The sequence below is a fragment of the Minwuia sp. genome (assembly GCF_048007105.1).
In the GTDB taxonomy this organism is placed as follows: domain Bacteria; phylum Pseudomonadota; class Alphaproteobacteria; order Minwuiales; family Minwuiaceae; genus Minwuia.
In genome coordinates, this window is sequence record NZ_CP180352.1 from 1,170,784 (window position 1) to 1,195,201 (window position 24,418).

The 24,418-nt window shown below is 67.4% G+C and carries 24 protein-coding genes, 1 tRNA gene and 2 pseudogenes; 18 read left to right on the forward strand and 9 right to left on the reverse strand.

Annotation, left to right across the window (positions count from 1 at the left end; translation table 11 throughout):
* Positions 1-17 precede the first annotated feature (17 nt).
* The 5 genes from ACMVY4_RS05520 to ACMVY4_RS05540 form a co-directional block, all read right to left on the reverse strand.
* The gene (locus ACMVY4_RS05520; protein ID WP_416900260.1) at positions 18-1,028 is read right to left on the reverse strand and encodes a TauD/TfdA dioxygenase family protein; all 1,011 of its coding nucleotides are present in this window, start codon (positions 1,026-1,028) and stop codon (positions 18-20) included.
* Between the two features lie 105 nt (positions 1,029-1,133).
* Positions 1,134-1,898, reverse strand: coding sequence for an ABC transporter permease subunit (locus ACMVY4_RS05525; RefSeq protein ID WP_416900261.1), 765 nt, complete (start codon positions 1,896-1,898; stop codon positions 1,134-1,136).
* 32 nt (positions 1,899-1,930) lie between these two features.
* The gene (locus tag ACMVY4_RS05530) at positions 1,931-2,794 is read right to left on the reverse strand and encodes an ABC transporter permease subunit (RefSeq protein ID WP_416899184.1); all 864 of its coding nucleotides are present in this window, start codon (positions 2,792-2,794) and stop codon (positions 1,931-1,933) included.
* 41 nt (positions 2,795-2,835) lie between these two features.
* Positions 2,836-3,993, reverse strand: a complete 1,158-nt coding sequence (locus tag ACMVY4_RS05535) for an ABC transporter ATP-binding protein (RefSeq protein ID WP_416899185.1) — start codon at positions 3,991-3,993, stop codon at positions 2,836-2,838.
* A gap of 97 nt (positions 3,994-4,090) precedes the next feature.
* Positions 4,091-5,197, reverse strand: a complete 1,107-nt coding sequence (locus tag ACMVY4_RS05540) for a polyamine ABC transporter substrate-binding protein (RefSeq protein WP_416899186.1) — start codon at positions 5,195-5,197, stop codon at positions 4,091-4,093.
* A gap of 335 nt (positions 5,198-5,532) precedes the next feature.
* On the opposite strand from ACMVY4_RS05540, the gene ACMVY4_RS05545 reads away from it, so the two are divergent.
* The 3 genes from ACMVY4_RS05545 to ACMVY4_RS05555 are packed head-to-tail and all read left to right on the forward strand — an operon-like array spanning position 5,533 to position 9,285.
* The gene (locus tag ACMVY4_RS05545) at positions 5,533-6,558 is read left to right on the forward strand and encodes a formylglycine-generating enzyme family protein (protein WP_416899187.1); all 1,026 of its coding nucleotides are present in this window, start codon (positions 5,533-5,535) and stop codon (positions 6,556-6,558) included.
* Positions 6,555-8,795, forward strand: a complete 2,241-nt coding sequence (locus tag ACMVY4_RS05550) for an arylsulfatase (RefSeq protein ID WP_416899188.1) — start codon at positions 6,555-6,557, stop codon at positions 8,793-8,795. Before ACMVY4_RS05545 ends, ACMVY4_RS05550 begins: the two co-directional genes overlap by 4 nt.
* A 31-nt stretch (positions 8,796-8,826) precedes the next feature.
* On the forward strand, positions 8,827-9,285 hold the full coding sequence (locus ACMVY4_RS05555; protein ID WP_416899189.1) for a cupin domain-containing protein: 459 nt from the start codon (positions 8,827-8,829) through the stop codon (positions 9,283-9,285).
* On the opposite strand, the gene ACMVY4_RS05560 is transcribed toward ACMVY4_RS05555, so the two are convergent.
* On the reverse strand, positions 9,216-9,617 hold the full coding sequence (locus ACMVY4_RS05560) for a hypothetical protein (RefSeq protein WP_416900262.1): 402 nt from the start codon (positions 9,615-9,617) through the stop codon (positions 9,216-9,218). The two genes, ACMVY4_RS05555 and ACMVY4_RS05560, sit on opposite strands and share 70 nt — an antisense overlap.
* Between ACMVY4_RS05560 and ACMVY4_RS05565 the strand changes: the two genes are divergently transcribed.
* On the forward strand, positions 9,501-9,788 hold the full coding sequence (locus ACMVY4_RS05565) for a hypothetical protein (RefSeq protein WP_416900392.1): 288 nt from the start codon (positions 9,501-9,503) through the stop codon (positions 9,786-9,788). The genes ACMVY4_RS05560 and ACMVY4_RS05565 overlap by 117 nt on opposite strands.
* A 45-nt stretch (positions 9,789-9,833) precedes the next feature.
* Here the strand turns inward: ACMVY4_RS05565 and ACMVY4_RS05570 are convergent.
* The 3 genes and pseudogenes from ACMVY4_RS05570 to ACMVY4_RS05580 all read right to left on the reverse strand — a co-directional run.
* Positions 9,834-9,938: pseudogene (locus ACMVY4_RS05570) on the reverse strand (TetR family transcriptional regulator); the annotation flags it as partial.
* A gap of 183 nt (positions 9,939-10,121) precedes the next feature.
* Positions 10,122-10,211, reverse strand: a tRNA-Ser gene (locus ACMVY4_RS05575).
* A 104-nt stretch (positions 10,212-10,315) separates the two neighbouring features.
* Positions 10,316-11,689 carry a dicarboxylate/amino acid:cation symporter gene (locus tag ACMVY4_RS05580; RefSeq protein ID WP_416899190.1) on the reverse strand — a complete coding sequence of 458 codons (1,374 nt, stop codon included), beginning with the start codon at positions 11,687-11,689 and terminating at the stop codon, positions 10,316-10,318.
* Between the two features lie 162 nt (positions 11,690-11,851).
* On the opposite strand from ACMVY4_RS05580, the gene ACMVY4_RS05585 reads away from it, so the two are divergent.
* The 14 genes and pseudogenes from ACMVY4_RS05585 to ACMVY4_RS05650 all read left to right on the forward strand — a co-directional run bounded on the left by ACMVY4_RS05585 (position 11,852) and on the right by ACMVY4_RS05650 (position 24,414).
* A complete protein-coding gene (locus ACMVY4_RS05585; protein WP_416899191.1) occupies positions 11,852-12,685 on the forward strand; it encodes a nitroreductase family protein in 834 nt (277 codons plus the stop codon).
* Between the two features lie 59 nt (positions 12,686-12,744).
* Positions 12,745-13,197, forward strand: a complete 453-nt coding sequence (locus tag ACMVY4_RS05590; RefSeq protein ID WP_416899192.1) for an acyl-CoA thioesterase — start codon at positions 12,745-12,747, stop codon at positions 13,195-13,197.
* 104 nt (positions 13,198-13,301) lie between these two features.
* Positions 13,302-13,613 carry a 50S ribosomal protein L21 gene (gene rplU, locus ACMVY4_RS05595; RefSeq protein ID WP_416899193.1) on the forward strand — a complete coding sequence of 104 codons (312 nt, stop codon included), beginning with the start codon at positions 13,302-13,304 and terminating at the stop codon, positions 13,611-13,613.
* 25 nt (positions 13,614-13,638) lie between these two features.
* Positions 13,639-13,902: a 50S ribosomal protein L27 gene (rpmA, locus tag ACMVY4_RS05600; protein WP_416899194.1), complete on the forward strand. Its 264-nt coding sequence runs from the start codon at positions 13,639-13,641 to the stop codon at positions 13,900-13,902.
* Between the two features lie 98 nt (positions 13,903-14,000).
* The gene (gene obgE, locus ACMVY4_RS05605) at positions 14,001-15,041 is read left to right on the forward strand and encodes a GTPase ObgE (protein WP_416899195.1); all 1,041 of its coding nucleotides are present in this window, start codon (positions 14,001-14,003) and stop codon (positions 15,039-15,041) included.
* Positions 15,029-16,181: pseudogene (gene proB / locus ACMVY4_RS05610) on the forward strand (glutamate 5-kinase). The gene obgE and the pseudogene proB overlap by 13 nt, the downstream one beginning before the upstream one ends.
* Positions 16,178-17,467 (forward strand): glutamate-5-semialdehyde dehydrogenase, encoded by a 1,290-nt coding sequence (locus tag ACMVY4_RS05615; RefSeq protein WP_416899196.1) that lies wholly within the window; start codon positions 16,178-16,180, stop codon positions 17,465-17,467. Before proB ends, ACMVY4_RS05615 begins: the two are co-directional and overlap by 4 nt.
* On the forward strand, positions 17,468-18,085 hold the full coding sequence (locus ACMVY4_RS05620) for a nicotinate-nucleotide adenylyltransferase (protein WP_416899197.1): 618 nt from the start codon (positions 17,468-17,470) through the stop codon (positions 18,083-18,085).
* 31 nt (positions 18,086-18,116) lie between these two features.
* Complete coding sequence (gene rsfS, locus ACMVY4_RS05625; protein WP_416899198.1) at positions 18,117-18,467, forward strand: ribosome silencing factor; 351 nt, start codon at positions 18,117-18,119, stop codon at positions 18,465-18,467.
* 1 nt (position 18,468) lies between these two features.
* On the forward strand, positions 18,469-18,930 hold the full coding sequence (gene rlmH, locus ACMVY4_RS05630; RefSeq protein ID WP_416899199.1) for a 23S rRNA (pseudouridine(1915)-N(3))-methyltransferase RlmH: 462 nt from the start codon (positions 18,469-18,471) through the stop codon (positions 18,928-18,930).
* A 122-nt stretch (positions 18,931-19,052) separates the two neighbouring features.
* Entirely contained in the window at positions 19,053-20,603 is a 1,551-nt protein-coding gene (gene gpmI, locus ACMVY4_RS05635) for a 2,3-bisphosphoglycerate-independent phosphoglycerate mutase (RefSeq protein ID WP_416899200.1), read from the forward strand.
* Entirely contained in the window at positions 20,596-21,765 is a 1,170-nt protein-coding gene (locus ACMVY4_RS05640) for a murein hydrolase activator EnvC family protein (protein ID WP_416899201.1), read from the forward strand. The genes gpmI and ACMVY4_RS05640 overlap by 8 nt, the downstream gene beginning before the upstream one ends.
* Positions 21,765-23,069 carry a S41 family peptidase gene (locus ACMVY4_RS05645; protein ID WP_416899202.1) on the forward strand — a complete coding sequence of 435 codons (1,305 nt, stop codon included), beginning with the start codon at positions 21,765-21,767 and terminating at the stop codon, positions 23,067-23,069. Before ACMVY4_RS05640 ends, ACMVY4_RS05645 begins: the two co-directional genes overlap by 1 nt.
* A gap of 10 nt (positions 23,070-23,079) precedes the next feature.
* Positions 23,080-24,414, forward strand: coding sequence for a divergent polysaccharide deacetylase family protein (locus ACMVY4_RS05650; protein ID WP_416899203.1), 1,335 nt, complete (start codon positions 23,080-23,082; stop codon positions 24,412-24,414).
* The last annotated feature ends 4 nt before the right edge of the window (positions 24,415-24,418 follow it).

A 24,418-nucleotide genomic window follows, 5' to 3' on the forward strand; every position in this document is an offset into this window, starting at 1 on the left:
CCAGGGCCGGGTGGTCCCTAGTTCTGCATTCGAATGCCTTCTTCCCAGCGGAAGCCGATTCCGCCGCCCTGCCAGACGCCCTCGCCGAACGGATTGGGGCCGTGGATGTTGACCTGAAGCGGCAGGCCGAAACCGGGCGCGAGCTTCTGCACGCCGCGGACGGTGCTGCGGTGCATGATGCGCAGACCCTGCTCGTCCGCGGGCGCGTGCGCCTCGGGCGACGCCCGGTGGGCCACGGCCAGATTGTCGATGAAGACGCAGTCGTTCTCCCGATACTCGTAGGCGATGGCGTATCCGTCCTCCAGCCCGGCATCGAGGATGTCGTTGTAGCGGTGACAGAGCGCAGTCAGCTCCTCGGCGGTCAGCAGCCGGAAACGGTCCTCCGCCGGGGCGCGTTCGATCACGGCGCCCGTCATGCCCAGATGCAGCCAGATGCATTTGCGCTTCGACAGCGGGTGTTCATGCACCAGAGGATGGATCACGCCCGACGCCGAATTCACCGAGGATAGTCGGCTCCAGTATTCCCGTGTCTCCGCCGGCAGGGCGTCGTATGCGTCGCCCTGGTGGGCAAAACAGGTCGCGCCGCCTTTCTCCGCCGGGCGGATGATGTGGTAGCCGGCGTGGGAGAAGGTGTCGGCGACGAAACTGCCGTCATTGTGCCATTGGGGTCCCACGCCCGGGATGCCGTGGCGCTCGTCGTTCGAGAGGCGGAAGATGTGCGGATTTCCGCCGGGCGTCGCCGGGTGCACGCCGTGCGTGCTGTGCAGTTCCCGGCCGCCCCACCAGCAGCTGGCCCGCAGGAAATCGTCGACGTCCAGCTGCCGTTCGTTCCTGAAGACCAGGAACCCCCGATGCGCCATCTCGAGTTCCAGTGCGCTGATGACCTCAGGCGGCGGCGCTGCGCCGGACGTCAGATCGATGCCTTCGACCTCCGCCCCGATCGGGTGGAGCGGCGTGATGGTCGCACCGAAGGCCTCGATCACGGCTGCACGGGATGGATCGATGGGTCCGGATTTCGCTGAATACATGCTCAAGGCGGGCCTCCATTCCTCTCTCGCACATGGGCATGCGCGGCAGAAAACGAAAGTGGCGCAGGCCGAATCCGCCGACCGGTACGCCGACGCGGCGGGCCGTCAGGTCCGCCTGCGGCCCATCACCTGGGCCACGATCAGGATCGTCAGGGCGACCGCGCCGACCAGGATGGTCGCCAGCGCATTGATCTGCGGGCTGACGCCCAGCCGTGCCGAGGAGAACACCACCATGGGCAGGGTCGTCGATCCGGGTCCGGAGGTGAAGCTGGCGATCACCAGATCGTCCAGGGAGAGGGTGAAGGCGAGCAGCCAGCCGACCAGCAGCGCCGGCGCGATCATCGGCAGCGTGATGACGAAGAACACCCTGACCGGGCGCGCACCGAGATCCAGCGCCGCCTCCTCGATGGAGCGGTCGGCCTGCCTGAGGCGCGACTGGACCACGATCACGACATAGGCGACGGCGAAGGAGATGTGCGCGATGGAGATGGTCAGCAGGCCGCGTCCGTCCGGCCAGCCGACATTGCGTTCCAGCGAGACGAACAGCAGCAGCATGGAGAGGCCGAGCAGCACGTCGGGCATGACCAGCGGCGCCGTCAGCATGCCCTGGAACAGGCTGCGGCCGAGAAAGCGTCCGAAGCGCACGAGAGCCACGGCGGCGAGCGTACCCAGCAGCACCGCCACGGTTGCCGACAGCGCCGCGACCAGCAGGCTCTGCCAGGCAGCGGCAAGCAGGGCCTCGTTCCGAAGCAACTCGCCATACCATTTGGTCGAGAAGCCGCCCCAGACCGACACCAGCTTGGATTCGTTGAACGAATAGACGATCAGCGAGACGATGGGGCCGTAGAGAAACGCATAGGCGAAGGCCATGGCGGTCAGCACGACGGGAAAGCGCAGGGGTCTCACCGGCTGTCCTCCAGCTGGGTCTGTCGCCGCTGCCACCAGACGAAGGGCGTCACCAGCAGTACCAGCATGACCACGCCGACCGCCGCCGCCAGGGGCCAGTCCCGGTTCAGGAAGAACTCGTTCCACAGCACCTTGCCGATCATCAGCGTGCTCGAGCCGCCGAGCAGGTCCGGGATGACGAACTCGCCCACGGCCGGGATGAAGACCAGCATGGAGCCCGCGATGATGCCGGGCACCGAGAGCGGCAGGGTGATGCGGAGGAAGGCGGAAAAGGGCTTCGCGCCGAGGTCGGCGGCGGCTTCCAGCAGCGTTCCGTCGAGCCGTTCGAGAGTGGCGTAGAGCGGCAGTACCATGAACGGCAGGTAGGTGTAGGTGATGCCGAGATAGACCGCGAACGGGGTGTGCAGCATGGGGATCGGCTGATCGACGATCCCGACCGCCAGCAGGACCTGGTTGATCAGCCCCTCGTTGCGAAGCAGGCCGACCCAGGCGTAGACGCGGATGAGGAACGAGGTCCAGAAGGGCAGGATCACCAGCATCAGCAGCGTGTTGCGCAGCGACGGGTTCCGCACCCGGCTGATGCCGAGCGCCAGCGGATAACCGATCACCAGGCAGGCCAGGGTCGAAACCGCGGCCATCTTGATCGAGTTCAGATAGGCCGAGACATAGAGCGGGTCGTCGATCAGGAAGTGGTAGTTGCCGAGCGTGCCGTTGATCTCGAACTGCAGACCGCCGAGCCATTCGAAGACCTCGGAATAGGGCGGGATGCCGATCCGAGCCTCGGAAAAGCTGAGCCGGAGCAGGATGAGGAAGGGCAGCAGGAAGAAGAAGGCCATCCAGCCATAGGGCAGGGCCAGCACGGCCCAGCGTCCGAACCAGCCGCGGAGCCTCCCCCCGCCTGTCAACGCGCCAGCACCACGGCGTTGTCCGGATGCCAGGAGAGCACGACCCGGTCCTCCCAGGTGATGCGGCGTTCGGCCGTGTGCTGGGAGTTCAGCTGCGATGTCTGCACAACGCGGCCCGACTCCAGCCGCACATGGTAGACGGACATGTCCCCCAGATAGCCGATGTCCTGGACGATGCCGGGCAGGCGGTTGGGCTGCAGCGCGGTATTCTCGTCCAGCGTGATGTGCATCTTCTCCGGCCTCACCATGACGGTCACCGGCGCGCCTTCCGCGGCCGCGCCGCGCCGGGAGACCCGCATGTCGATGCCGAGCTCGGGACAGTGCATGGGCGCCCCGGCCTCGTCCTCGCTGCCGAGAACGCCGTCGAACAGGTTCGCCGTGCCGATGAAGTCGGCGACGAACCGGGTCGCCGGGTATTCGTAGATCTCGGAAGGCGTGCCTACCTGAAGCAGGCCGCCGGCATTCATCACGCCGATGCGCCCGGACATGGTCATCGCTTCTTCCTGGTCATGGGTGACCATGACGAAGGTGATGCCCATCTTCTCCTGTAGGTTGACCAGCTCGAACTGGGTCTTCTCCCGGAGCCGCTTGTCGAGTGCGGCGAGCGGCTCGTCCAGCAGCAGCACCTTGGGATGCTTGATCAGGGCCCGCGCCAGGGCGACCCGCTGACGCTGACCGCCGGAGAGCTGGTGCGGCTTGCGCCGGGCGTAGGGGCCGAGTTCGACGAGGCCGAGCATCTCCTCCACCCGCTCGGCCACCTCCTTCCGGGCCACGCCGTCCTGGCGGAGACCGAAGCCGACATTCTGGGCCACCGACATGTGGGGGAAGAGCGCGTAGGACTGGAACACCATGTTCACCGGCCGCTCGTAGGGCGGCACGGCCGTCATGTCGGCGCCGTCGATGACGATCCGCCCGGCGCTCGGTGTCTCGAAGCCGGCCAGCATGCGCAGCAGCGTGGTCTTGCCGCAGCCGGACGACCCGAGCAGGGAAAAGAGTTCGCCCCGGTAGATGTCGAGGCTGACATCGTTGACCGCGACCTCGCCGTCGAAGGTCTTGGTGACGCCCTCGATGCGGATCAGCGGAAGGGCGTCCGGATCGGTCCAGGGCTCTGACGGGTCCTGCTGTCTGGCGGGGCGGGGTCGGGGCTCGGTCATGGAGCGCTATCCCTCAGCAGCGAAGGACGACGGGCGGAAGCCGAGTGTGCAGTGCTTCCGCCCGCCGATCAATCGGGTGTCCGGGGATGGACCGGCTTTACTGGCCGGTCTTGATCCGGGTCCATTCGCGGGTCCGCAGCCGGTCGTAGGACGGCGACTTGGGCGAGACCGAGAAGAACCGGTCGCGGGTTTCCTGCGGCGGATAGATCACCGGGTCGGCCTTCCGCTCCTCGGAAACGAAGGCGTCCGCCCCCTTGACCGCGTTGGCGTATCCGACCGCCTCGGTGATCGGCCCGACCACGTCCGGGCGCATCATGAAGTCGATGAAGGCATGCGCGTTTTCCGGATGCGGCGCGTCGGCCGGGATCGCCATCACGTCGATGACCACCTGGGCGCCTTCCTTCGGCAGGAAGACCTGGACCCAGACGCCGTTGTTGGCTTCCGTCGCGCGGTCGCGGGCCTGGATCAGGTCGCCGCCATAGCCGTGGGCGACGCAGATTTCGCCGTTGGCCAGGTCGTTGATGTAGGTCGAGGAGTGGACGTATTTCAGGTTGCCGCGGATGGCGTCGATGACCGCGGCGGCCGCCTTCAGATCCTCGGGGCTGTCGGAATTGGGATCCTTGCCGAGATAGGCGAGGGCCGCCGGAAACACCTCGCTGGCATCGTCCAGCAGCGTGACGCCGCAGTCCTTCAGCTTCGACGACCACTCGGGGTCGAAGATCAGCGCCCAGCTGTCCACCGGGGCGTCAGGCGCCAGTTGGCGGATCTTCTCGACGTTGAAGCCGATGCCCGTGCCGGCCACCATGTAGGGCACCGCATGCTCCAGGCCGGGGTCGGCCTTCTCCAGGCTGTTGAGCACGCCCTGTTCCAGCCCGCCCAGGTTCTTCAGCTTCGCCTTGTCCAGCTTCTGGTAGATGCCGGCCTTCACCTGGCGGGCGAGGAAGGGCATGGCGGAGGGGAAGACGACGTCGTAGCCGGACTTGCCGGCGCTCAGCTTGGCTTCCACGATCTCGTTCGAGTCGTAGACGTCGTAGTTCACCTTGATCCCGGTTTCCTCGGTGAAACGGGCAAGCGTGTCCTCGGCGATGTAGTCGCTCCAGTTGTAGACGTTGAGGACCTTTTCCTCGGCGCCGATAGCCGCGCCGGAACCGGCGGCGAAGACGGAAAGTGCCGCAGAAGCGGCGAGCAGAACGACCTTGCGCATCCCTGATAGTTCTCCATCGGACAGGGGTGGGGCTGGCCTCCACGGGACATCCGACGAAGACCGCCGCAATCATAGCCTGCCCGCCCGCATGTCAAATGAATTCATGGGGCGTTCGGCCGGGCGATTTGTCCTGCGGACCGCAACTCAAACTGCAGGATGAGCAAATTGGCGGAGAGCTTTCGTAGTGCGGCTCAGACCTGCCGGCCAACAATCCCGGTCGACCGGCGCGCCCAATTGCACGATGCCGCCAAACTCTATGAACACTCGAATTCCTCTTCCTGTCGGCCGGATTTGATGGAATAATGGATTCCATTAAATCTTATTGGGGAGAAGTGATGGCCATCGGTCATCAATGTTGCGAGCCGATCCGGTCGTCGAGTCGATTGCAGGGAAGTGCGCCCGCCGGAGCCGCCCGATCCGCTGCTGTCGGCGCGGTCGCCGATGGATGCCATTTGAATTCGAGGATGCTGCTGATCCCCGGTGGGCGTGGACTGATGGGGACGACCCCCGACCAGGGATACGCCAGCGATGGCGAAGTGCCCGAACGGGAGGTCATGCTGCGGCCGTTCTGGCTTGACCGCTGCGCTGTCAGCAATCTCGACTTTCTCGATTTTGCCGAGGCGACCGGCTATCGGACGACTGCCGAGCGCGAGGGCAGTTCCTTCGTCTTCGCCGGACTGCTGCAGGATCTGTCACTCGTCACGCAGGCGGTTGCCGACGCGCCGTGGTGGCGGCTCGTCGAGGGTGCCGACTGGCGTCACCCCGAAGGACCGCGGTCCACGCTCGACGGCCGTGAGGAGCACTCGGTGGTCCATGTCTCCTGGGACGACGCCCGCGCCTACGCGGCCTGGGCCGGCAAGCGGCTGGCGACGGAGGCGGAATGGGAGTTCGCGGCCCGCGGCGGCCTGATCGGGCAGCCATTTCCCTGGGGCGACGAACTCGAACCCGATGGCGAGCACCGGATGAACGTCTGGCAGGGCGACTTCCCGGTCGAGGACACGGCCGCCGACGGCTATGCCGGCACCGCGCCGGTCGATGCCTTCCCGGCCAATGGCTACGGTCTCCACAACATGACCGGCAATGTCTGGGAATGGTGCGCCGACTGGTTCGCGCTGCGCCATCCGGATGGTCCGCTGATCGATCCGCGCGGCCCGGACCACGGGACGCGACGCGTGCTCAAGGGCGGCTCATTTCTTTGCCATTCGTCCTACTGCATGCGCTACCGCACCTCGGCGCGCACCGGCAACGAACCGACTTCGAGCGCCTGCCACACCGGCTTCCGCTGCGCGCGCGACTTTGACCCCGAGGAAGAAGACGCGCCGGCAGGCGACCCACCCGGCCAGCCAGGGAGAAAACCATGACCGATCAGGAGTTCGGCGGCGTCGTCGGCCGCTACGATACGGAGTCGCGGCCCTGGTGGCCCAAACCCGGCAAGGCGCCCGAAGGCAGCCCCGACATCGTCTTCATCGTGCTCGACGATGTCGGCTTCAGCGATCTCGGCTGTTACGGCTCGGAGATCGAGACGCCGAACATGGATGCGCTGTCGGCGGGCGGCCTGCGGTACACCAACTTCCATACCACGGCGCTCTGCTCGCCGACGCGGGCCTGCCTGCTTACCGGCCGTAACCATCACTCGGTCGGGATGGGCGGCATCGCGGACTGGGACATGGGCTACCCCGGGCACCGGGGCCGTGTCGCGAAGAGCGCCGGCACGCTCGCCGAGGTGCTCCGCGCGCAGGGATACGGGACCTATGCGACCGGCAAGTGGCACCTGACGCCGCCCAGCGAGACCTCTGCCGCCGGTCCGTTCGAGCAATGGCCGCTGCAGCGCGGCTTCGACAGCTATTACGGATTTCTCGAGGCCGAGACGAACCAGTATCACCCCGATCTCACGCGCGACAACGTCCACCTGGAGGTCCCGAACAGGCCCAACTACCACGTCACCGAGGACATCGTCGACCGCTCGATCGAGCTGATTCGGGCGCAGGTCGCCGTCGCCGAAGAGAAGCCCTTCTTCCTCTACATGTGCTTCGGCGCGGCGCACGCCCCGCACCACGCGCCGAAATCGTTCATCGACAAGTACATACCGGTCTTCGAGAAGGGCTGGGACCGAACACGGGAAGACCGTCTCGTCCGCCAGAAGGCGCTGGGTGTCGTGCCTGAGGGTACGGTCATGCCGGCCCGCAATCCCGGCGTGAAGGCCTGGGACGACCTCGACAAGGACGAGAAGCGCTTCTTCGTCCGCCTGCAGGCGGCATATGCCGGCATGCTTGAACACACCGACGTCCACATCGGCCGGTTGCTGGCGGCGCTCGACGAACTCGGCCGCGCCGACAACACCCTAGTCGTCCTGATCTCCGACAATGGCGCCAGCCAGGAGGGCGCCCGAAACGGCACGATCAATGCGCTCCGGACGATCAACGGCGTGCGCGAGACCGTGGCCGAGAACCTGCCCTACATCGACCAGATCGGCGAAGCCCACCTCAACAACAACTATCCTCAAGGGTGGGCCATGGCGGGCAACACGCCGCTTCGCCGCTACAAGCAGAACACCCACGGCGGCGGCGTCCGCGATCCGCTGATCGTGCGGTGGCCACGTCGCATCGCGGACCAGGGCGGGATCCGCCGACAGTTCCACCATGTCAGCGACGTAGCGCCTACGGTGCTCGACGTCACCGGCTTCGAGATGCCCGAGAGCATCGGCGGCATCGTCCAGAAACCGCTGGAGGGGACCAGCTTCGCTTACAGCTTCGCGGAACCGGAGAGCCCGACCACGAAGCAGGCCCAGTATTTCGAGATGCTGGGCCATCGCGGCATCTGGCTCGACGGCTGGAAGGCCGTGACCTGGCATGCCCCGAACACGGACTTCGACGAGGATGTCTGGGAACTCTATCACGTCGAAGAGGACTTCAACGAGGTCCACGACCTCGCCGAAGCGGAACCGGAGCGCTTGCGTGCCATGATCGACCGCTGGTGGGTGGAGGCCGGCCGCTACAACGTGCTGCCGCTGATCGGCAAGCCGAACCGCTGGGCCGTCGCCTCGCCGCACGGGGTCTCGAAGCGCCGGCGACAGGTCTACCGCCCAGGTGGTACGCGCGTGCCGCCGATGGCCTCGCCGGACCTGCGCAACCGTTCCTATTCGATCACGGCCACGCTCGAGATCCCGTCCGGGGGCGCCGACGGCATCCTGGTCGCGATGGGTGACTGGTGCGGCGGCTACGCCTTCTACGTGAAGGACGGGCACCTGGTGCATGACTACAATTTCGTCGGCCGGCACCATGTCGTCCGCTCGGACCGTCCGCTGCCCGAGGGCGCAGTCACCGTGCGCTTCGCCATGCAACGAACCGGCTCGTTCCGCGGCATCGGCAGGCTCGAGATCGACGGCGCGCCTTGCGGCGAGGTGGAAATCCCGGCGATGTACCGCGGCCTGATGTCATTCCGCGGACTGGAAGTCGGCCGCGTCTCGCCACCCGAAGTCGGCGACTTCACAGCACCTTTCGTATTTGCCGGCACCATCCGCGAGATCGCCTTCGACCTCGGGGACGACCAGGACGCCGACGATCAGGCGTTGGCCGACGCAGCGTTGCGGATGCAGTGAAAATCCAGCATTTGACGGAGGATAAACAACCGTGACCGACTACAGCTACAGCTTCGACGACCGTCGCATCGACTGGGCGTCGTTCCAAGGCTTCGACGGGCTGCACTACTACATCCTGAGCGTCGATCATGAGGACCAGGTGGTCGACGTCCTGATGAAGTTCGACCCGCATGCCGAATGCGTGCCGCACCGCCATGTCGGGCCGACCAAGACGCTCGTCATTGAAGGCGTTCATAGCCTCTACGACCCGACGCCGGACCACGGACCGGCGAAGGTCGTGCGACACGCGGGCGGTTTCGGTTCGAACCGCGGAAACGAATCGCACGTTGAGGGCGGCGGACCGGACGGCGCGGTCATCCTGCTGATGATGAGCGCCATCGACGGCAAGGTCTTCGAATTGCTCGACCCCGACGGGTCGGCCTACCGGACGCTCACGATGGACGACTTCCAGCGCGGGCTCGACAGACAGATAGAGCGCGCCGCGGCCTGACAGGTCACCGACCTCGACTTCGGCAAGAGAGCTATGCCTCCGGTTCCGGCTCGGGCGCCGGAGCGGTGAACATCGCCACCACCATGTTGCGGAGGTCGGCGACGAAGGTTCGCGTCCGCGCCGGGTGCCGGCCCTCGCGGTCCCACTCGCTGAGGCTGCCGACGATCGTCCAGGTCGCGGCATAGAGTTCGAATGCTGATTACCGCTGGCGGCAAATGAGGCAGGAGACTTCTCAGCAGCTTCTGCGCGCGCTGCAGACCGTCGTTGTGGGCGGCAATGACGTCGCTCGCTCTTACACCCGGGTCCCGCATCGCGCCGGCGAGATGTCTCAGATATCTTCGACCGCCTTCGCCTCGCTCGACGTATTCGGCAAGGGGCAGGACCATTGCATCGACGACATCGTGGATGGTTGGCGCCCGGCCGACCGCCTCGGCCAGTTCCAGGATTTCGACGCGGCGGGCGTTGATTGCCATCAGGCCGCGTTCGAAAACTGCTGCACGTAGCCCCGCAATGCCGCCAAAATGGTACTGTATGGCCGACTGGTTGCGCTGTCCTGCTGCCGTCAGGATGGCCTGTTGCGACACCGTCTCGACCCCGTGGTCGACGAACAGCCGTTCCGCCGCGTCCAGCAGCCGTTCCCGTCCTTCACCCATTCCAACGCCGTCCCGACACCTGACATTAATGTATAATGTAACCCATTAGCGGCGGCGGGGGAGTGCCTCGATCTCTCGTTGATGTCTGCGATCCATTTGAAAAACCGCCGAGTCGCGTCAAGATCACAAAATATGCCGCCGCAATTCGCGACGGAAAAGGTTTCTTGAAATTAGATAGTTATATGGCGGAGAGGGAGGGATTCGAACCCTCGGTACTGTTGCCAGTACAACGGTTTTCGAGACCGCCCCGTTCGACCACTCCGGCACCTCTCCGCGGGCCTGATCACAGGCAATGTGGCCGCCTTTCGGGCAAGCGGGCGCGATGAATAGCCGATGGTTCGCTGCGCCGCAATGCGTTTCCGCCCCTGCGGTTTCCGTCAGGTGGGCGGTGCGCCGTCCGCCGCTGACTCCTGCTGTGCCGGGGCGGCGGCCGGACCGTGGTGGTGCAGCGCGCGGTCGACATAGAGGCACGCGACCATGTCGCCGCTGACGTTCACCGCCGTGCGGCACATGTCCAGCAGCCGGTCGACGCCGAGGATGATGGCGACGCCGGCCGGCGGGATACCGACGCTGGCCAGGATGGTGGCGAGGATGACGATGCCGACGCCGGGGGTGCCGGGCGAACCCACGGCCGCGCCGGTCGCCATGATGACGATCAGCAGGATCGCGCCCAGGCCCAGCTCGACCCCGAAGACCTGGGCCAGGAACAGCGTCGCCACGCCCTGGTAGAGCGCGGTGCCGGCCATGTTGATCGTGGTGCCCAGCGGCACGACGAACCGCGCCACGGCGCTGGAGACGCCCAGCTTGCTCTCGACCGTGTTCAGGGTCAGCGGCATCACCGCGGCGGAGCTGGAGGTGGAGAAGGCGAGCAGGGCGACTTCCCGGGTCTGGCGGAGGAAGTTCGCCGCGCCGACCCTCGTCCGGAACTGCACGATCAGCAGATAGGCGGCCACCAGCACCAGCAGCCCGGCCAGCACGCTGACGACATACATGCCGACGCCCAGCAGCGCCGACAGGCCGACGCGGGCGGTGATGTTGGCGAGCAGGCCGAAGACGGCCAGCGGTGCGAAGCGCAGCACCCAGCCGACGATCACCATGCAGGCCGCCTGCACCGAGGCCATGAGGTCGAGCAGCGCGCGGCGCTGGTCGGCCGGCGTCATCACCAGGGCGAGGCCGAAGACCGCGGCGGCGATGACGATCTGCAGCATGTTGCCGCTGACGAAGGTCGCCAGCGGGTCGGTCGGGAAGATGCTTACGATCAGGTCGGGGATCTCGGCGGCGCCCGGCGCCTTCGGGGTGGCCGGCGCTGGGGCGGCGGTGTCCATCACGCTGGCGACCGCGCCGGGGTCGACGAAGCTGCCGGGCTGGATCAGCAGCGCCGAGGCCACGCCTATGGCGACGGCCAGCATGGTGGTCGCCAGGAAGAAGGCGACGGCGCGGCCGCCGATCCGTCCGAGATCGGACCCCGCGCTGCCGCCGGCGATGCCGCGGATCACCGAGGCGACGACCAGCGGCACGACGACGAACTGGATCGCCAGCAGGAACAGCCGCCCCGGCAGCGCCACCCAGTTGCCGATCAGGGCCGAATAGTCCGCTGCGACGATGCCCGACGCCGGTCCGACCAGCGTGCCGAAACCGACGCCGAGGAACATGCCGACAAGCACCTGCAGCCAGAGACGCTGCCGGATCGCCGAAAACAGGTGCCGCCGCAGCCGCGGCAGCGATCGTTGTGTCCGGATCCCCTGTGCCATGCCGTCATTATCCGGCCATCGGAGGCGCGGGAGAATGGCGCGGGATGTCCCATGTGGCGTTTCGGGCGGGCTTTGACGGTCTCACGTGCCGCCGCGCTTGCCGCCGCCGGTCCGCAGCAGTCTATGCTGCCGCTGAATCACGGATGCGGCGGGGAGGCCGGGATGGATCAGGATTTCAGGGAGCAACTGGAACGCCGCTTCGGCACCGCGCCGGCGGGCGGCGATCGGACGGACATTCCGGACCTGTGGCGCGGACTTGCCGGGCGCGGGAGCTGCCGCCGGTTCGAGGCTGCGCCGGTGGATGCCGGCCTGATCGAGACCATCTGCGCGCTGGCGCTGGCCTCGCCGTCCAAGAGCGACCTGCAGCAGCGGGATATCGTCTTCATCGACGAGCCGGCGCTTCGCGCCTCGCTCGACGGTCTTCTGACCCCCGGGCAGCCATGGATCGCGGGCGCACCGCATCTGCTTGTCGTGCTCGGTAACAACCGCAGGCAGCGCCAGATCCACGCCATGCGCGGCCATCCGTTCGCCAACGATCATCTGGACGCCTTCTTCAACGCGGCGGTCGATGCCGGCATCGCCCTGTCGGCGCTGGTGCTGGCGGCAGAGGCCGCCGGTCTGGGGGCCTGCCCGATCAGCGCCATCCGCAATCATGCGGCCGAATTGTCGCGCCTGCTGGACCTGCCGCCTCATGTCTTCCCCGTCGCCGGACTGGCCCTGGGCCGTCCTGTGCGCGAGCCGATGATTACACCGCGGCTGTCCCTCGATCTGACCGTGCACCGCAACCGCTACGATGATGCGGCCCAGGAAGACGGCATCGACGCCTATGACCGCCGCCGGGATGAAATCATGCCCTACAGGGCGCAGCGCGATCCCGCCCGCTTCGGCGTGGCGGAGACCTATGGCTGGTCCGAGGACAAGGCGCGCCAGTACGCCGTGCCGGAACGCGACGATTTCGGCGACCACGTCCGCGCCATCGGGTTCCGCCTCGACTGAGCCGGGCAACAGGTCTAGACCGGCATGCTTCCGACAGACGGCGACGAGGGCCTGCCCGCATGAACGAACCCGACCCGACCGACCGCGCCAGCTACTGGCGCTGGGTGAAGGCGATGACGCGCTTCTGCGACACCGACGCCAACGGCCACGTCAACAACACCGTCTACGGCCAGTTCATCGAGGCCGGGCGGGTCCGGCTGATCACGCAGATGATGCCGGAAGCGAATATCGCCAATCCGTGGGTGGTCGCGCGGGTGGAAATCGACTTTCTGGGCGAGCTCACCTTCCCGTCCGAGCTGGATGTCGGCACCCGCGTCGTCCGCGTCGGCAACACCAGCTATACGGTCATCTCCGGCGTCTTCGAGGGCGAGCGGTGCGTGGCGAAGGGGCGCACGGTTCTGGTCCACGCGGTGGGCGGAAAGTCGGTCCCGCCGCCGGCGGCCGAAAAGGCGCTGATCGAAGCGGAACTTCTGGGCCCCTCGGGTGTTGACAGCCCCGTGGGCCGGGTCTAAAAGCCGCTCTCTCCCGGCGGGTGGACAGCCCGGCGGACCGTATTTTATGTGCCGCCCGGCCCGATCTTCGGCGCCGCGGCCCGGAAACCGGACGAAGCAGAACGATGCACGCAGTAATCAAGACCGGCGGAAAGCAGTATCGGGTGGCCGAAGGCGACGTGCTGCAGATCGAAACCCTGCAGGGCGAGCCCGGCTCGACCGTGGCCTTCGACGAGGTCCTGGCGGTCGGCGACGGCGCTGACATGAAGGTCGGCACCCCGCTGGTGGACGGCGCGAAGGTCGAGGCCGAGATCCTGGATCACACCCGCGGCGAGAAGATCATCATCTTCAAGAAGAAGCGCCGCCAGGGCTACCGCCGCAAGCTGGGCCACCGCCAGAACCTGACGGTCGTCCGCATCGGCGCCATCTCCGCGTAACGCGCGGCAACGGAGGTCAATCGATATGGCTCACAAGAAGGCAGGCGGTTCATCCCGTAACGGACGCGACTCCGAAGGCCGCCGTCTCGGCGTCAAGAAGTATGGCGGCGAGCATGTCATCCCCGGCAACATCATCCTGCGCCAGCGTGGCACCAAGTGGCACCCGGGCGTCGGCGTCGGCATGGGCAAGGACCACACGATCTTTGCCAAGATCGAAGGCGAGGTTCAGTTCGCCAATGGCGGTCTGAAGCGCACCATCAACGTGGTGCAGCCGGCGGCGGCCGAGTAAGGGTCCGCCAGGATGACAGGGCGGGCCGATACGGCGCCCGCCTTTTCCGGCAAGGCGCCGGTACCTGAGACAACCGACATGACGCAGGAGCTTCGTCGATGAAGTTCCTCGACCAGACGCGCATCTACCTGCAGAGCGGCAATGGCGGCTCGGGCTGCCTGTCGTTCCGGCGCGAAAAGTTCATCGAATTCGGCGGACCGAACGGCGGCGACGGCGGCCGCGGCGGGGATGTGATCGCCGAGGCGACACTCGGCCTCAACACCCTGATCGACTACCGGTTTCGCCAGCATATCCGCGCGGGCAATGGCCGGCCGGGCGAGGGCAGCAACCGCACGGGCGCGAACGGCAAGGATGTCGTCTTCAAGGTGCCGGTCGGCACCCAGATCCTGGATGAGGAAGGCGAGGAACTGATCGCCGATCTCTCCGCGCCGGGTGACCGGGTGGTGCTGCTGAAGGGCGGCGACGGCGGCTTCGGCAATGCCCACTACAAGACCTCGACCAACCGCGCCCCGCGCCGCGCCGACACCGGCTATCCCGGCGAGGAGATGCGGGTGACGCTGCGGCTGAAGCTGATTGCCGACGCCGGACTGGTTGGGCTCCCCAATGCCGGCAAGTCGACCTTTCTCTCGGCTGTCAGCCGTGCGAATCCGAAGATCGCCGACTATCCCTTCACCACGCTGCACCCGAACCTCGGCATTGCCGAAGTCGACGAGAGCCGCTTCGTCATCGCGGATATCCCCGGCCTGATCGAGGGTGCGAGCGAGGGCGTGGGCCTGGGCACGCGGTTTCTCGGCCATGTCGAGCGCTGCCGGGTGCTGATCCATCTGGTCGACGGCACGGAGGAGGATCCTGCGGCGGCCTATCGCACCGTGCGTGGCGAACTGGAGGCCTATGGCGCCGGACTGCCGGACAAGCCCGAACTGGTCGTCCTCAACAAGTCGGACGCCATCGACGATGACGATGCTTCGGAACGGCGCGACGCGCTGGCCAAGGAAAGCGGCGCGGAGGTGCATCTGATCTCCGGCGTCTCCGGCGACGGCGTCCGCGAACTGCTGCGTGCGGCGGCCCGCGTGATCCGGCCCATGGTCGCCGAGGAGAAAGCCGAAGAGGCGGAGGAGTCAGGACCGTGGCGGCCCTGAAGGGCGCGGAGCGTCTCACAGGCGCGCGGCGCATCGTCATCAAGATCGGGTCGGCCCTGCTGGTGGATCACGGCACCGGCGCCCTGAAGCGCGACTGGATGAAGGCGCTGGCCACCGATGTCGCCGATGCGCGCAAGCGCGGGCAGGACGTCGCCATCGTCTGCTCGGGCTCCATCGCGCTGGGCCGCCGGCGGCTCGGTCTGCCCCGCCGCGAACGGCTGGAGCAGAAGCAGGCTGCGGCGGCGGTCGGGCAGATTGCGCTCGCTCATGCCTGGCAGGAGGAACTGGCGGCGCACGGGCTGATCTGCGGCCAGATCCTGGTGACCTTCGGCGCGACCGAGAACCGGCGTCAGTATCTCAATGCCCGCTCGACCCTGGAGACGCTGTTCCATCTCGGCGCGGTGCCCGTGATCAACGAGAACGATACCGTCGCGACTGCCGAGATCCGCTATGGCGACAATGACCGGCTGGCGGCGCGTGTGGCGCAGATGATCTCGGCGGACTGTCTGGTGCTGCTGTCGGATATCGACGGTCTCTACACCGAGGACCCGGCCCAGAACGCGACCGCAGAATTCCTGCCCGAGGTCGCCGAGATCGACGACGAGGTGCTGGCCATGGCTGGCGCGAGCCGCAGCGGCGTCGGCGTCGGCGGCATGGAAACCAAGCTGAAGGCGGCGCAGATCGCCGTCGGCGCGGGCTGCAACATGGTGATCGCCGACGGCCGGGTCGACTGGCCGCTCAGCCGCATTGCCGGCGGCGCCCGCTGCACCTGGTTCTCTGCCCTGGAGTTCGCCGCGCACGGCGCGCAAGCAGTGGATCGCGAGTTCGCTGAAGCCGAGCGGCAGCCTGACGATCGATGACGGCGCCGCCCGGGCGCTGTCGCGCGGCCGCAGCCTGCTCCCGGCGGGCGTGCGGGCCGTGGAGGGCGAGTTCGACCGGGGCGACGCCGTCTGGGTGCGGGATCTGGCCGGCCGCGTCCTGGCGCGGGGCCTGTCGGCCTATTCCGCGTCCAATGCGCGCCGGATCGCCGGCCACAAGAGCGATGAAATCGGCGAATTGCTGGGCTACCGTGGCCGCGACGAGATGATCCACCGCGACGACATGGTGCTGGAACAGGTCGAGGAGGAAGTCAGGACATGAGCGTTGTCGAAGCCGATTTCGGACAGTCCGACGATCTGCGCCGGATGATCGCGAAGATGGGCAAGGCCGCCCAGCAGGCTGCGGCCGTGCTGGCGACAGCGGCCACCGCCGACAAGAACCGGGCCCTGACCGCGGGCGCGGAGGCGATCCGCGACAGCGCTGATGCGATTCTGGAAGCCAATGCCGTCGATATCGAGACGGCGGAGAACGCCGGCCTCGCCGCGCCCATGATCGACCGCGCGAAGCTGGACGCGACCCGTCTGGAATCGGTCGCGAAGGGGCTGGAGGATATCGCGGCGCTGGACGATCCGGTTGGCAGCGTGATTGCCGAATGGGACCGGCCCAACGGGCTGAAGATCAGCCGCGTCCGGACACCGCTCGGCGTGGTCGGGGTCATCTATGAAAGCCGACCCAACGTGACAGCCGATGCCGGTGGCCTGTGCCTGAAGGCGGGCAATGCCGTGATCCTGCGCGGCGGCCGGGAGGCCTTCCATTCCAACACGGCGCTGCACGCGGCAATGGTCGCAGGCCTCAAGGCCGCGGGTCTGCCGGAAGCGGCGATCCAGCTTGTGCCGACCACCGACCGGGCTGCGGTCGGTGCCATGCTTGCGGCGGCGGAGTATATCGACGTTATCGTCCCGCGCGGCGGCAAGTCGCTTGTCGGCCGGGTGCAGAGCGAGGCCCGCATGCCGGTCTTCGCCCATCTTGAGGGACGCTGCCATGTCTTCGTCCATGCCGCCGCCGATCCGGCCATGGCGCGCGATGTCGTGGTCAACGCCAAGATGCGCCGCACCTCGATCTGCGGCGCGGCGGAAACGCTGCTGCTGGACACGGGCCTGAACAGGGCTTCGGCCGAAGGCGTGGTGAAGGCGCTGCTGGAGGCGGGGTGCGAAGTGCGCGGCGACTCCGGCGTGCAGACCCTGGATGACCGGGTGGTGCCGGCCAGCGCGGAGGATTTCGACACCGAGTATCTGGCGCCGGTCATCAGCGCCGCGATGGTGGGGGGCGTCGATGCCGCCGTCCGCCATATCCGCCAGCACGGCTCCGAGCATACCGACGCCATCGTCACCGATGACGATGCGGCGGCGGTGCGGTTCCTGAACGAGGTCAATTCGGCCATCGTCATGCACAACGCCTCGACCCAGTTCGCTGACGGCGGCGAGTTCGGCATGGGCGCGGAGATCGGAATTGCCACCGGCAAGATGCACGCCCGCGGTCCCGTCGGCGTCGAGCAGCTCTGCAGCTTCAAGTATGTCGTCCGGGGTGAAGGTCAGACCCGCCCCTGAATGGACAAGCACGGCCTCCGCATCGGCCTTCTGGGCGGTTCCTTCAATCCCGCCCATGACGGCCATCGTCATCTGTCGATCTTCGCGCTGAAGCTGTTGCAGCTCGATCAGGTCTGGTGGCTCGTCTCGCCGCAGAACCCGCTGAAGGCGTCGGCCGGCATGGCCAGCTTCGCGCAGCGAATGCGGCGGGCCGAACAGGTCGCGCGGCATCCGCGCATCCGGGTCAGCGATATCGAGCGTCGGATCGGCACGCGGTTTACCGCGGACACGCTGGAGAAACTGACGACGCGATACAGCCAGCATAGCTTCGTCTGGCTGATGGGCGCGGACAATCTGAAGCAGCTGCCGCGCTGGAACAGGTGGGAAAAGATCATGGAAACGGTCCCCGTTGCCGTGTTCGACCGCGATCCCTATTCTTACACGGTGCTTGGGCAACGAGCGGCGAATCGGTACCGTCGTTTCTTCTGGCAACAGGCTGACGGGCGAGCGCTGGCTTCGGCCACGCCGCCGGCCTGGGGGTTCTTCAGGATGAAGCGCCACCCGTTGTCGGCCACCAAGGTCAGGTCGTGTGGCGCAGCGCCCTGGCCGCCCGAAACCGCGCCAGCAATGGAGGACTGAGATAGTCAGTCAGGACAGGGCCGACCGGGTCGTGAAGCAGCTTCTCGACCTGATTTCCACGTCGCTGGACGATGACAAGGCCGAGGAGATCGTCCAGATCGACCTCGCCGGCAAGACCAACATCGCCGATCACATGCTGATCGCTTCCGGGCGCTCGGCGCGACATGTCTCCGCCATTGCCGACCATCTGGTCGAGAAACTGAAGGATGCCGGGTTCGGACGGCCCCGCGTCGAAGGCGCCAATGCCTGCGACTGGGTGCTGGTCGATGCGGGCGATGTCATCGTGCATCTGTTCCGCCCCGAAGTCCGCGACTTCTATCGGCTGGAGAAGATGTGGTCGACGGATCTGGCGGCAGCGGAGCCGGGCGCGGCGCTCGCCTGACTTGATCCGCGCCAGCATCCTGAGCATCGGCCGCTTCGGGCGCGGGCCGGAACGGGATCTCTACGAGCATTATGTGCGCCGGCTGAACTGGCCCTGCGACCTCGTCGAGCTGGAAGACCGCCGCGGCGGTTCCGACGCCGAGCGCAATGCGCGCGAGAACGCGCTGCTGCGCGAGCGGCTCACCGGGTCAGATGCGGTGATTGCGCTGGACGAGAGCGGCCGCGAGATCGATTCCCGCGCCTTTGCCGCCCTGCTGCAGGATTTCGCCGACCAGGGCCGCCGCAACGTCGCCTTCCTGATCGGCGGCGCTGACGGCCTGGAGGCGGAAACACGCGCCCGGGCCGACCGGATCGTCAGCTTCGGCCGGCTGACCTGGCCGCACCTGCTGGTCCGCGCCCTGCTGGCGGAACAGCTCTACCGTGCCTCGGCAATTCTGAGCGGTCATCCCTATCACCGGGACTGATGGCCGGGGCGATGCTGGCGGGAGTCCGGCCTGATCGGCAGATCCGGCCCATTGGCGCAACAATTCTGACGAAGCCGCTGAAGGGGCTAAAACTTTAACCACGGTTCCGCTATATCCAGCCCATGACCGAGAACACGACCAGCAAGCCCGTCGTCCTTTGCATTCTGGACGGGTGGGGCCACCGTATCGAGGCGGAGGCGAATGCAATCCGCCAGGCCGACGCGCCGAACTGGAACCGGCTGAGCACGACCTGTCCCTCGACGCTGGTCGAGACGTCCGGACTTGCCGTCGGGCTGCCGGACGGCCAGATGGGCAATTCCGAGGTCGGCCACATGAATATCGGCGCCGGCCGGGTGGTGATGCAGGACCTGCCGCGTATCGATGCCGCCATCGAATCCGGCGAGCTTGCCGCGCTGGCGCCGTTGACCGCGCTGGCCGAAGCGACCCGACGCGTTCACCTGCTGGGGCTGCTGTCGCCAGGCGGCGTACATGCCCATCAGGACCACATGGCCGCGCTGGCGCGGGTGCTGACGGCGCAGGGCGTCGAGGTGCTGGTGCATGCCATTCTGGACGGCCGCGACACGCCGCCGGAATCAGCCGGCGGCTTCATCGAGGCTTTCGAGGCGGCCCTGCCCGGGGGCGCGCGTATCGCCACCATCTGCGGCCGCTACTGGGCCATGGACCGCGACAAGCGCTGGGACCGCGTGAAGCTGGCCTATGACGCCTGGGTCGATGCCGGCGTTGCGGATTTCGGCTCCGCCGGCGCGGCGCTGGCCGATGCCTATGCCGCCGACGAGACCGACGAGTTTGTCAAGCCGCGCCGGATCGCCGGATATGACGGCATGCGGGACGGCGACGGACTTCTGATGGCCAACTTCCGCGCCGACCGGGCGCGCGAAATCCTGACCTCGCTGCTGGATCCGCATTTCGACGGCTTCGACCGCGCGCGCCGGCCCGAATTCGCGAAGGCGGTGGGCATGTCCGAATATTCCGACGCGCTGAACGCCTTCCTGGAGACGCTGTTCCCGTCGGAGGAACTGGAAGACACGCTGGGCGATGTCGTCGCGAAGGCGGGGCGGACGCAGCTCCGTATCGCAGAAACCGAGAAATACGCCCACGTCACCTTCTTCCTGAATGGCGGGCAGGAGACCCAGTTCGAGGGCGAGAACCGCATCCTGATTCCGTCGCCCGACGTCGCCACCTACGATCTGAAGCCGGACATGTCCGCGGCCGAGGTCACCGACCGGCTGGTGGAGACCATCCGCGCCGGGCGCACCGACCTGATCGTGGTCAACTTCGCCAATCCCGACATGGTGGGTCATACGGGCGTCCTGGCGGCGGCGGTGAAGGCTGTCGAGACCATCGATGCCTGCCTCGGCCGTCTCTCGGAGGCCGTTGAGACCGCCGGCGGGTCGATGCTGATCACCGCGGACCACGGCAATCTGGAAATGATGACGGACCCCGACACCGGGCAACCGCATACCGCGCACACCACCAATCCGGTCCCGCTGGTGCTGGTCGGCGGCGCGGCGGGCCGTGTGCTGAGGCCCGGGCGCCTGGCCGACATCGCGCCCACGGTGCTGGAACTCATGGGGCTGCCGAAGCCCGAAGCGATGACCGGCGGATCGCTGCTGACTGCGGCCGCCGCCGGCGGCGCGCGCGCGATTGCGTAGCCGGACGGCACGACCGATCACGCTGGCGGCGCTCTGCGCCCTGCTCACCGCGATGGCAGGCGGGATGCCGGCCCTTGCCCAGTCGGGCGACCTCGACGAAACCCGGGCGCTCAAGTCCGAAGCCGAAGCCCGTGCCGAGAAGCTGGCGTCCGAAGCCGCAGCCCTTCGCGAGCAGACCCGCACGGTCTCGCGCGATATGGCCGCCGTGGCCGAACGGGTTCGGGCCGGCGAGACGGAACTGGACCGGCTCGACGCCGAGGAGGCCGGGCTGGTCGCCGATGTCGGCATCCTGCAGGACTCGCTGACCGACCGGCGCGCCGAGATCGCCCGTTCGCTGTCGGCTCTGGCCGGCGTCGCCCGCGTGCCGCCGCTGGCCGCCATCGCCCGGCCAGGGGAGATCCGCAACGCACGGCTGGCCGCTTCGGCGTTGGCGGGGCTGCGGCCCGGCCTCGAGGCGCGGATGACGGCGCTGCGCGCGCAACTCGACGAACTGGAACGCAAGCGCCGCGAACTGGCCGAACTCCGCGACAAGGCGGCGCAGGCGCTGGCGGCGATGCAGCAGGACCGGGAAACCCTGAACGGACTGCTGGCGCGGAAACGGGCGCTTGCCGAGAAGACGGAGGATGCCGCCCGAGCCGCCAACGCGCGGGTGAAGGAACTGGCGAAGAAGGTCGACACGCTGACGGCGCTGTTGCGGGAACTGGAGCGCCTGGAACCCGTGGCCGCGCCCGCCGTGGCCGCGCCCCCGACTGAATTCGGTTCGCTGAAGGGGCGGCTGCCGCTGCCGGTCTCCGGCAACATGAAAAAGGCCTTCGGCGAGAGCGCCGATGCCGGCAACGCCAACGGCATGATCTTCAGCACCCGGCCCGGTGCGCTGGTCACGGCGCCGCATGACGCGATCGTGCGTTTCGCGGGCGTCTTCCGGTCTTATGGTCGCTTGTTGATACTGGATTTCGGCGACGGCTATCATTTGCTTGTTGCCGGACTTTCTGGCATCGACGTTGTCGCTGGCCAGTGGCTGCTGGCCGGCGAGCCGGTCGGACGCATGCCGGAAGCCGCGGCGGATGGCCGGCCCGAAATCTATCTCGAGCTCCGGCGCGCGGGCTTACCGATCGACCCAGGGCCCTGGCTGGCCCCAAGGCAAGGAAAGACAAGCGGATAATGATCTACAGAAGCACCCTGACCGTGTTCGTTGCCGCCGTGATGATCGGCGCCGGCAGCCTCGCCGCCTGTGCGCCCGCGCGGGCGCAGGACGACCGCGACGTCTACCGGCTGCTGGAGCTCTTCGGCGATGCCCTGGCCAAGATCCGCTCCAACTATGTCGAGGATGTCGACGACAAGAAGCTGATCGAGGCCGGCATCAACGGGATGCTGCAGTCTCTCGATCCGCACTCCAATTTCCTCAGCCCCGAGCGGGTGAAGGAGATGGAAGTCGATATCCGCGGCGAGTTCGGCGGCCTGGGCATTGAGGTCACGATGGAGAACGGCTTCGTCAAGGTGGTGACTCCCATCGACGACACGCCCGCCTCGGAAGCCGGCATGCAGCCGGGCGATCTGATCAGCCACATCGACGGTGAACCGGTGCTGGGCCTGACCCTCACCGAGGCGGTCAAGCGCATGCGCGGCGCCGTCGGAACCGATATCCAGCTCACCGTGATCCGTGGCGGCGAGGCCGAACCCTTCGACGTCACCATCACCCGCGCCGTGATCCGGGTCCGTTCGGTCCGGTCGCGCGTCGAGGGCAAGGTCGCCTATATCCGCATCACCAGCTTCAACGAGCAGACCACCACCAACCTGCGCGCGGCGATGGACGATCTGAAGTCGGAACTGGGCGACAGCATGCAGGGCGTCGTGCTGGACCTGCGCAACAATCCGGGCGGCCTGCTGGACCAGGCGATCAACGTCTCCGATGCCTTCCTCAACCGCGGAGAGATTGTCTCCACACGCGGCCGCAGCTCCGACGATATCGAGCGCTACACCGCAAGGCCCGGCGACATCGCCGATGGCATGCCCATCGTCGTGCTGATCAATGGCGGTTCGGCCAGCGCCTCGGAAATCGTCGCGGGCGCGCTCAAGGACCACAAGCGCGCGATCCTCATGGGCACCAAGAGCTTCGGCAAGGGTTCCGTGCAGTCGATCATCCAGTTGCAGGGCGGCAACCGGCTCAAGCTGACCACGTCGCGCTACTACACACCGTCGGGCACCTCCATCCAGGCCACCGGCATCGAGCCGGACATCGAGGTGCCGCAGGCGAAGCTGGAAGTCATCGATCCGGCAAACCGCCGCTCCGAAGCCGACCTCCGCAACCGTCTTGAGAACGACACCAATGGTGATGACGGGGCGGCCGGCGACGACCAGTCGGCTCAGGACAGTCCGGTCGGCGTGCCGGAGCAGAAGGACTATCAGCTGCAACGCGCGCTCGATACCGTGAAGGCCATCTATCTGGCCCGGTCGACGCAGAACTAGGCGGCAGCGCATGGCGGATCGGGGCCGCAGACCGGCGGCGCAGACAGCGCTCCTGATCGTGGCGCCCTTGCTCGCGCTGCTCTACGCCGGAGTCATCGGCTGGCTCTGGTGGGCCGGCGAGATGGCGCCCGAAGGCGCGGGCCCGCCGCCTGTCGCCGAAGCGCCGAGCGAACCGGAACCCGCTGCGGCCGAGGAAAAGCCAGCCGACAAAACCACGGCGGATCACGGCAGCACCGGCCACGCCCCTGCCGAGCGCGAGGCGGATGAGGTCGCCGGCAAGCCCGAAGGCGACGGACATGCAGCCTCGACCGGCGAGGCTGCGCCGGATCCGCAGCACCGCAACGAGCCGCCGCACGCCGACGCCGCCGAACGGTCGACGGACCCCGCCGAAGCCATGCGGGAGATGCCGAAGGCCGACGCCCCGAGACCGGCGGCGCAGCCGGCGCCCAGACCCGACCGCCCATCGACGCCGAACCTCGCCGGCTCCGGAAACGGCCGAACGCCGCTCAAGGATCTGCCCGTCGTCGCGGACAGCCAGGACCGCAAGCCGCTGGCGCCGGCGCCGGATCCCGAGCTGACCGACCGCGGCCGGTACGGGCCGCTGCCGAAACGCGGGCCCGACGGGCGCATGGCCTGGCGGGTCTACGGTCATCCGTTCACCCGCAATACCGGCGACCGGCTGATCGCCATCGTCATCTCCGAACTGGGGCTCGCCGAGACGCCGACGCTGTCGGCCATTCAGGATCTGCCGGGCGAGATCACGCTGGCCTTCTCGCCCTATTCCAAGCGCCTCGACGAGTGGGTGCCGGCGGCCCGGGCGGCCGGGCACGAGGTGCTGCTGGAAGTGCCGATGGAGCCGCGCAACACCGAACTGATGGATCCCGGCGACAAGGCGCTGATGACCACCAACAGCCCCGAGATCAATCTCGACCGGCTGGGCTGGGTGCTGTCGCGGGCGACCGGCTATGTCGGCGTGACCAGCTTCATGGGCTCGCGCATGACCGTCTCGCCGCGGGACATGCGGCCGATCCTTGACGTGCTTGCCGACCGCGGGCTGGTCTATATCGACCCGAAGGTCACGCCGGTCTCGGTGGCCGGCAAGCTGGCCTCCGAGATGGGCGTGCCGGCGGCCACCAGCGACCGGCTGATCGACCAGCAGGCCGCCCGCGACTCCATCGACAGCCGTCTGGCCCAGCTGGAGCAGCTGTCGCTGGCCCAGGGCTCGGCCATCGGCTTCGCCCAGGCCTATCCGGTCACCATCGAACGGCTCAGGGTCTGGATCCCGGAAATGCTGAAGCGGGGCTTCCGGTTGGCGCCGATCACCGCGGTCGTCAGGCAGGAATAGACGC

Bases quoted from the DNA above. Each gene is read 5' to 3' on its own strand.
- ACMVY4_RS05520 (WP_416900260.1), bottom strand. From the start codon at position 1,028: ATGTATTCAGCGAAATCCGGACCCATCGATCCATCCCGTGCAGCCGTG.
- ACMVY4_RS05525 (WP_416900261.1), bottom strand. From the start codon at position 1,898: ATGGCCTTCGCCTATGCGTTTCTCTACGGCCCCATCGTCTCGCTGATC.
- ACMVY4_RS05535 (WP_416899185.1), bottom strand. From the start codon at position 3,993: ATGACCGAGCCCCGACCCCGCCCCGCCAGACAGCAGGACCCGTCAGAG.
- ACMVY4_RS05540 (WP_416899186.1), bottom strand. From the start codon at position 5,197: ATGCGCAAGGTCGTTCTGCTCGCCGCTTCTGCGGCACTTTCCGTCTTC.
- ACMVY4_RS05545 (WP_416899187.1), top strand. From the start codon at position 5,533: ATGGCCATCGGTCATCAATGTTGCGAGCCGATCCGGTCGTCGAGTCGA.
- ACMVY4_RS05550 (WP_416899188.1), top strand. From the start codon at position 6,555: ATGACCGATCAGGAGTTCGGCGGCGTCGTCGGCCGCTACGATACGGAG.
- ACMVY4_RS05565 (WP_416900392.1), top strand. From the start codon at position 9,501: ATGAGGCAGGAGACTTCTCAGCAGCTTCTGCGCGCGCTGCAGACCGTC.
- ACMVY4_RS05580 (WP_416899190.1), bottom strand. From the start codon at position 11,689: ATGGCACAGGGGATCCGGACACAACGATCGCTGCCGCGGCTGCGGCGG.
- ACMVY4_RS05585 (WP_416899191.1), top strand. From the start codon at position 11,852: ATGGATCAGGATTTCAGGGAGCAACTGGAACGCCGCTTCGGCACCGCG.
- ACMVY4_RS05590 (WP_416899192.1), top strand. From the start codon at position 12,745: ATGAACGAACCCGACCCGACCGACCGCGCCAGCTACTGGCGCTGGGTG.
- rplU (WP_416899193.1), top strand. From the start codon at position 13,302: ATGCACGCAGTAATCAAGACCGGCGGAAAGCAGTATCGGGTGGCCGAA.
- rpmA (WP_416899194.1), top strand. From the start codon at position 13,639: ATGGCTCACAAGAAGGCAGGCGGTTCATCCCGTAACGGACGCGACTCC.
- obgE (WP_416899195.1), top strand. From the start codon at position 14,001: ATGAAGTTCCTCGACCAGACGCGCATCTACCTGCAGAGCGGCAATGGC.
- ACMVY4_RS05615 (WP_416899196.1), top strand. From the start codon at position 16,178: ATGAGCGTTGTCGAAGCCGATTTCGGACAGTCCGACGATCTGCGCCGG.
- ACMVY4_RS05620 (WP_416899197.1), top strand. From the start codon at position 17,468: ATGGACAAGCACGGCCTCCGCATCGGCCTTCTGGGCGGTTCCTTCAAT.
- gpmI (WP_416899200.1), top strand. From the start codon at position 19,053: ATGACCGAGAACACGACCAGCAAGCCCGTCGTCCTTTGCATTCTGGAC.
- ACMVY4_RS05645 (WP_416899202.1), top strand. From the start codon at position 21,765: ATGATCTACAGAAGCACCCTGACCGTGTTCGTTGCCGCCGTGATGATC.
- ACMVY4_RS05650 (WP_416899203.1), top strand. From the start codon at position 23,080: ATGGCGGATCGGGGCCGCAGACCGGCGGCGCAGACAGCGCTCCTGATC.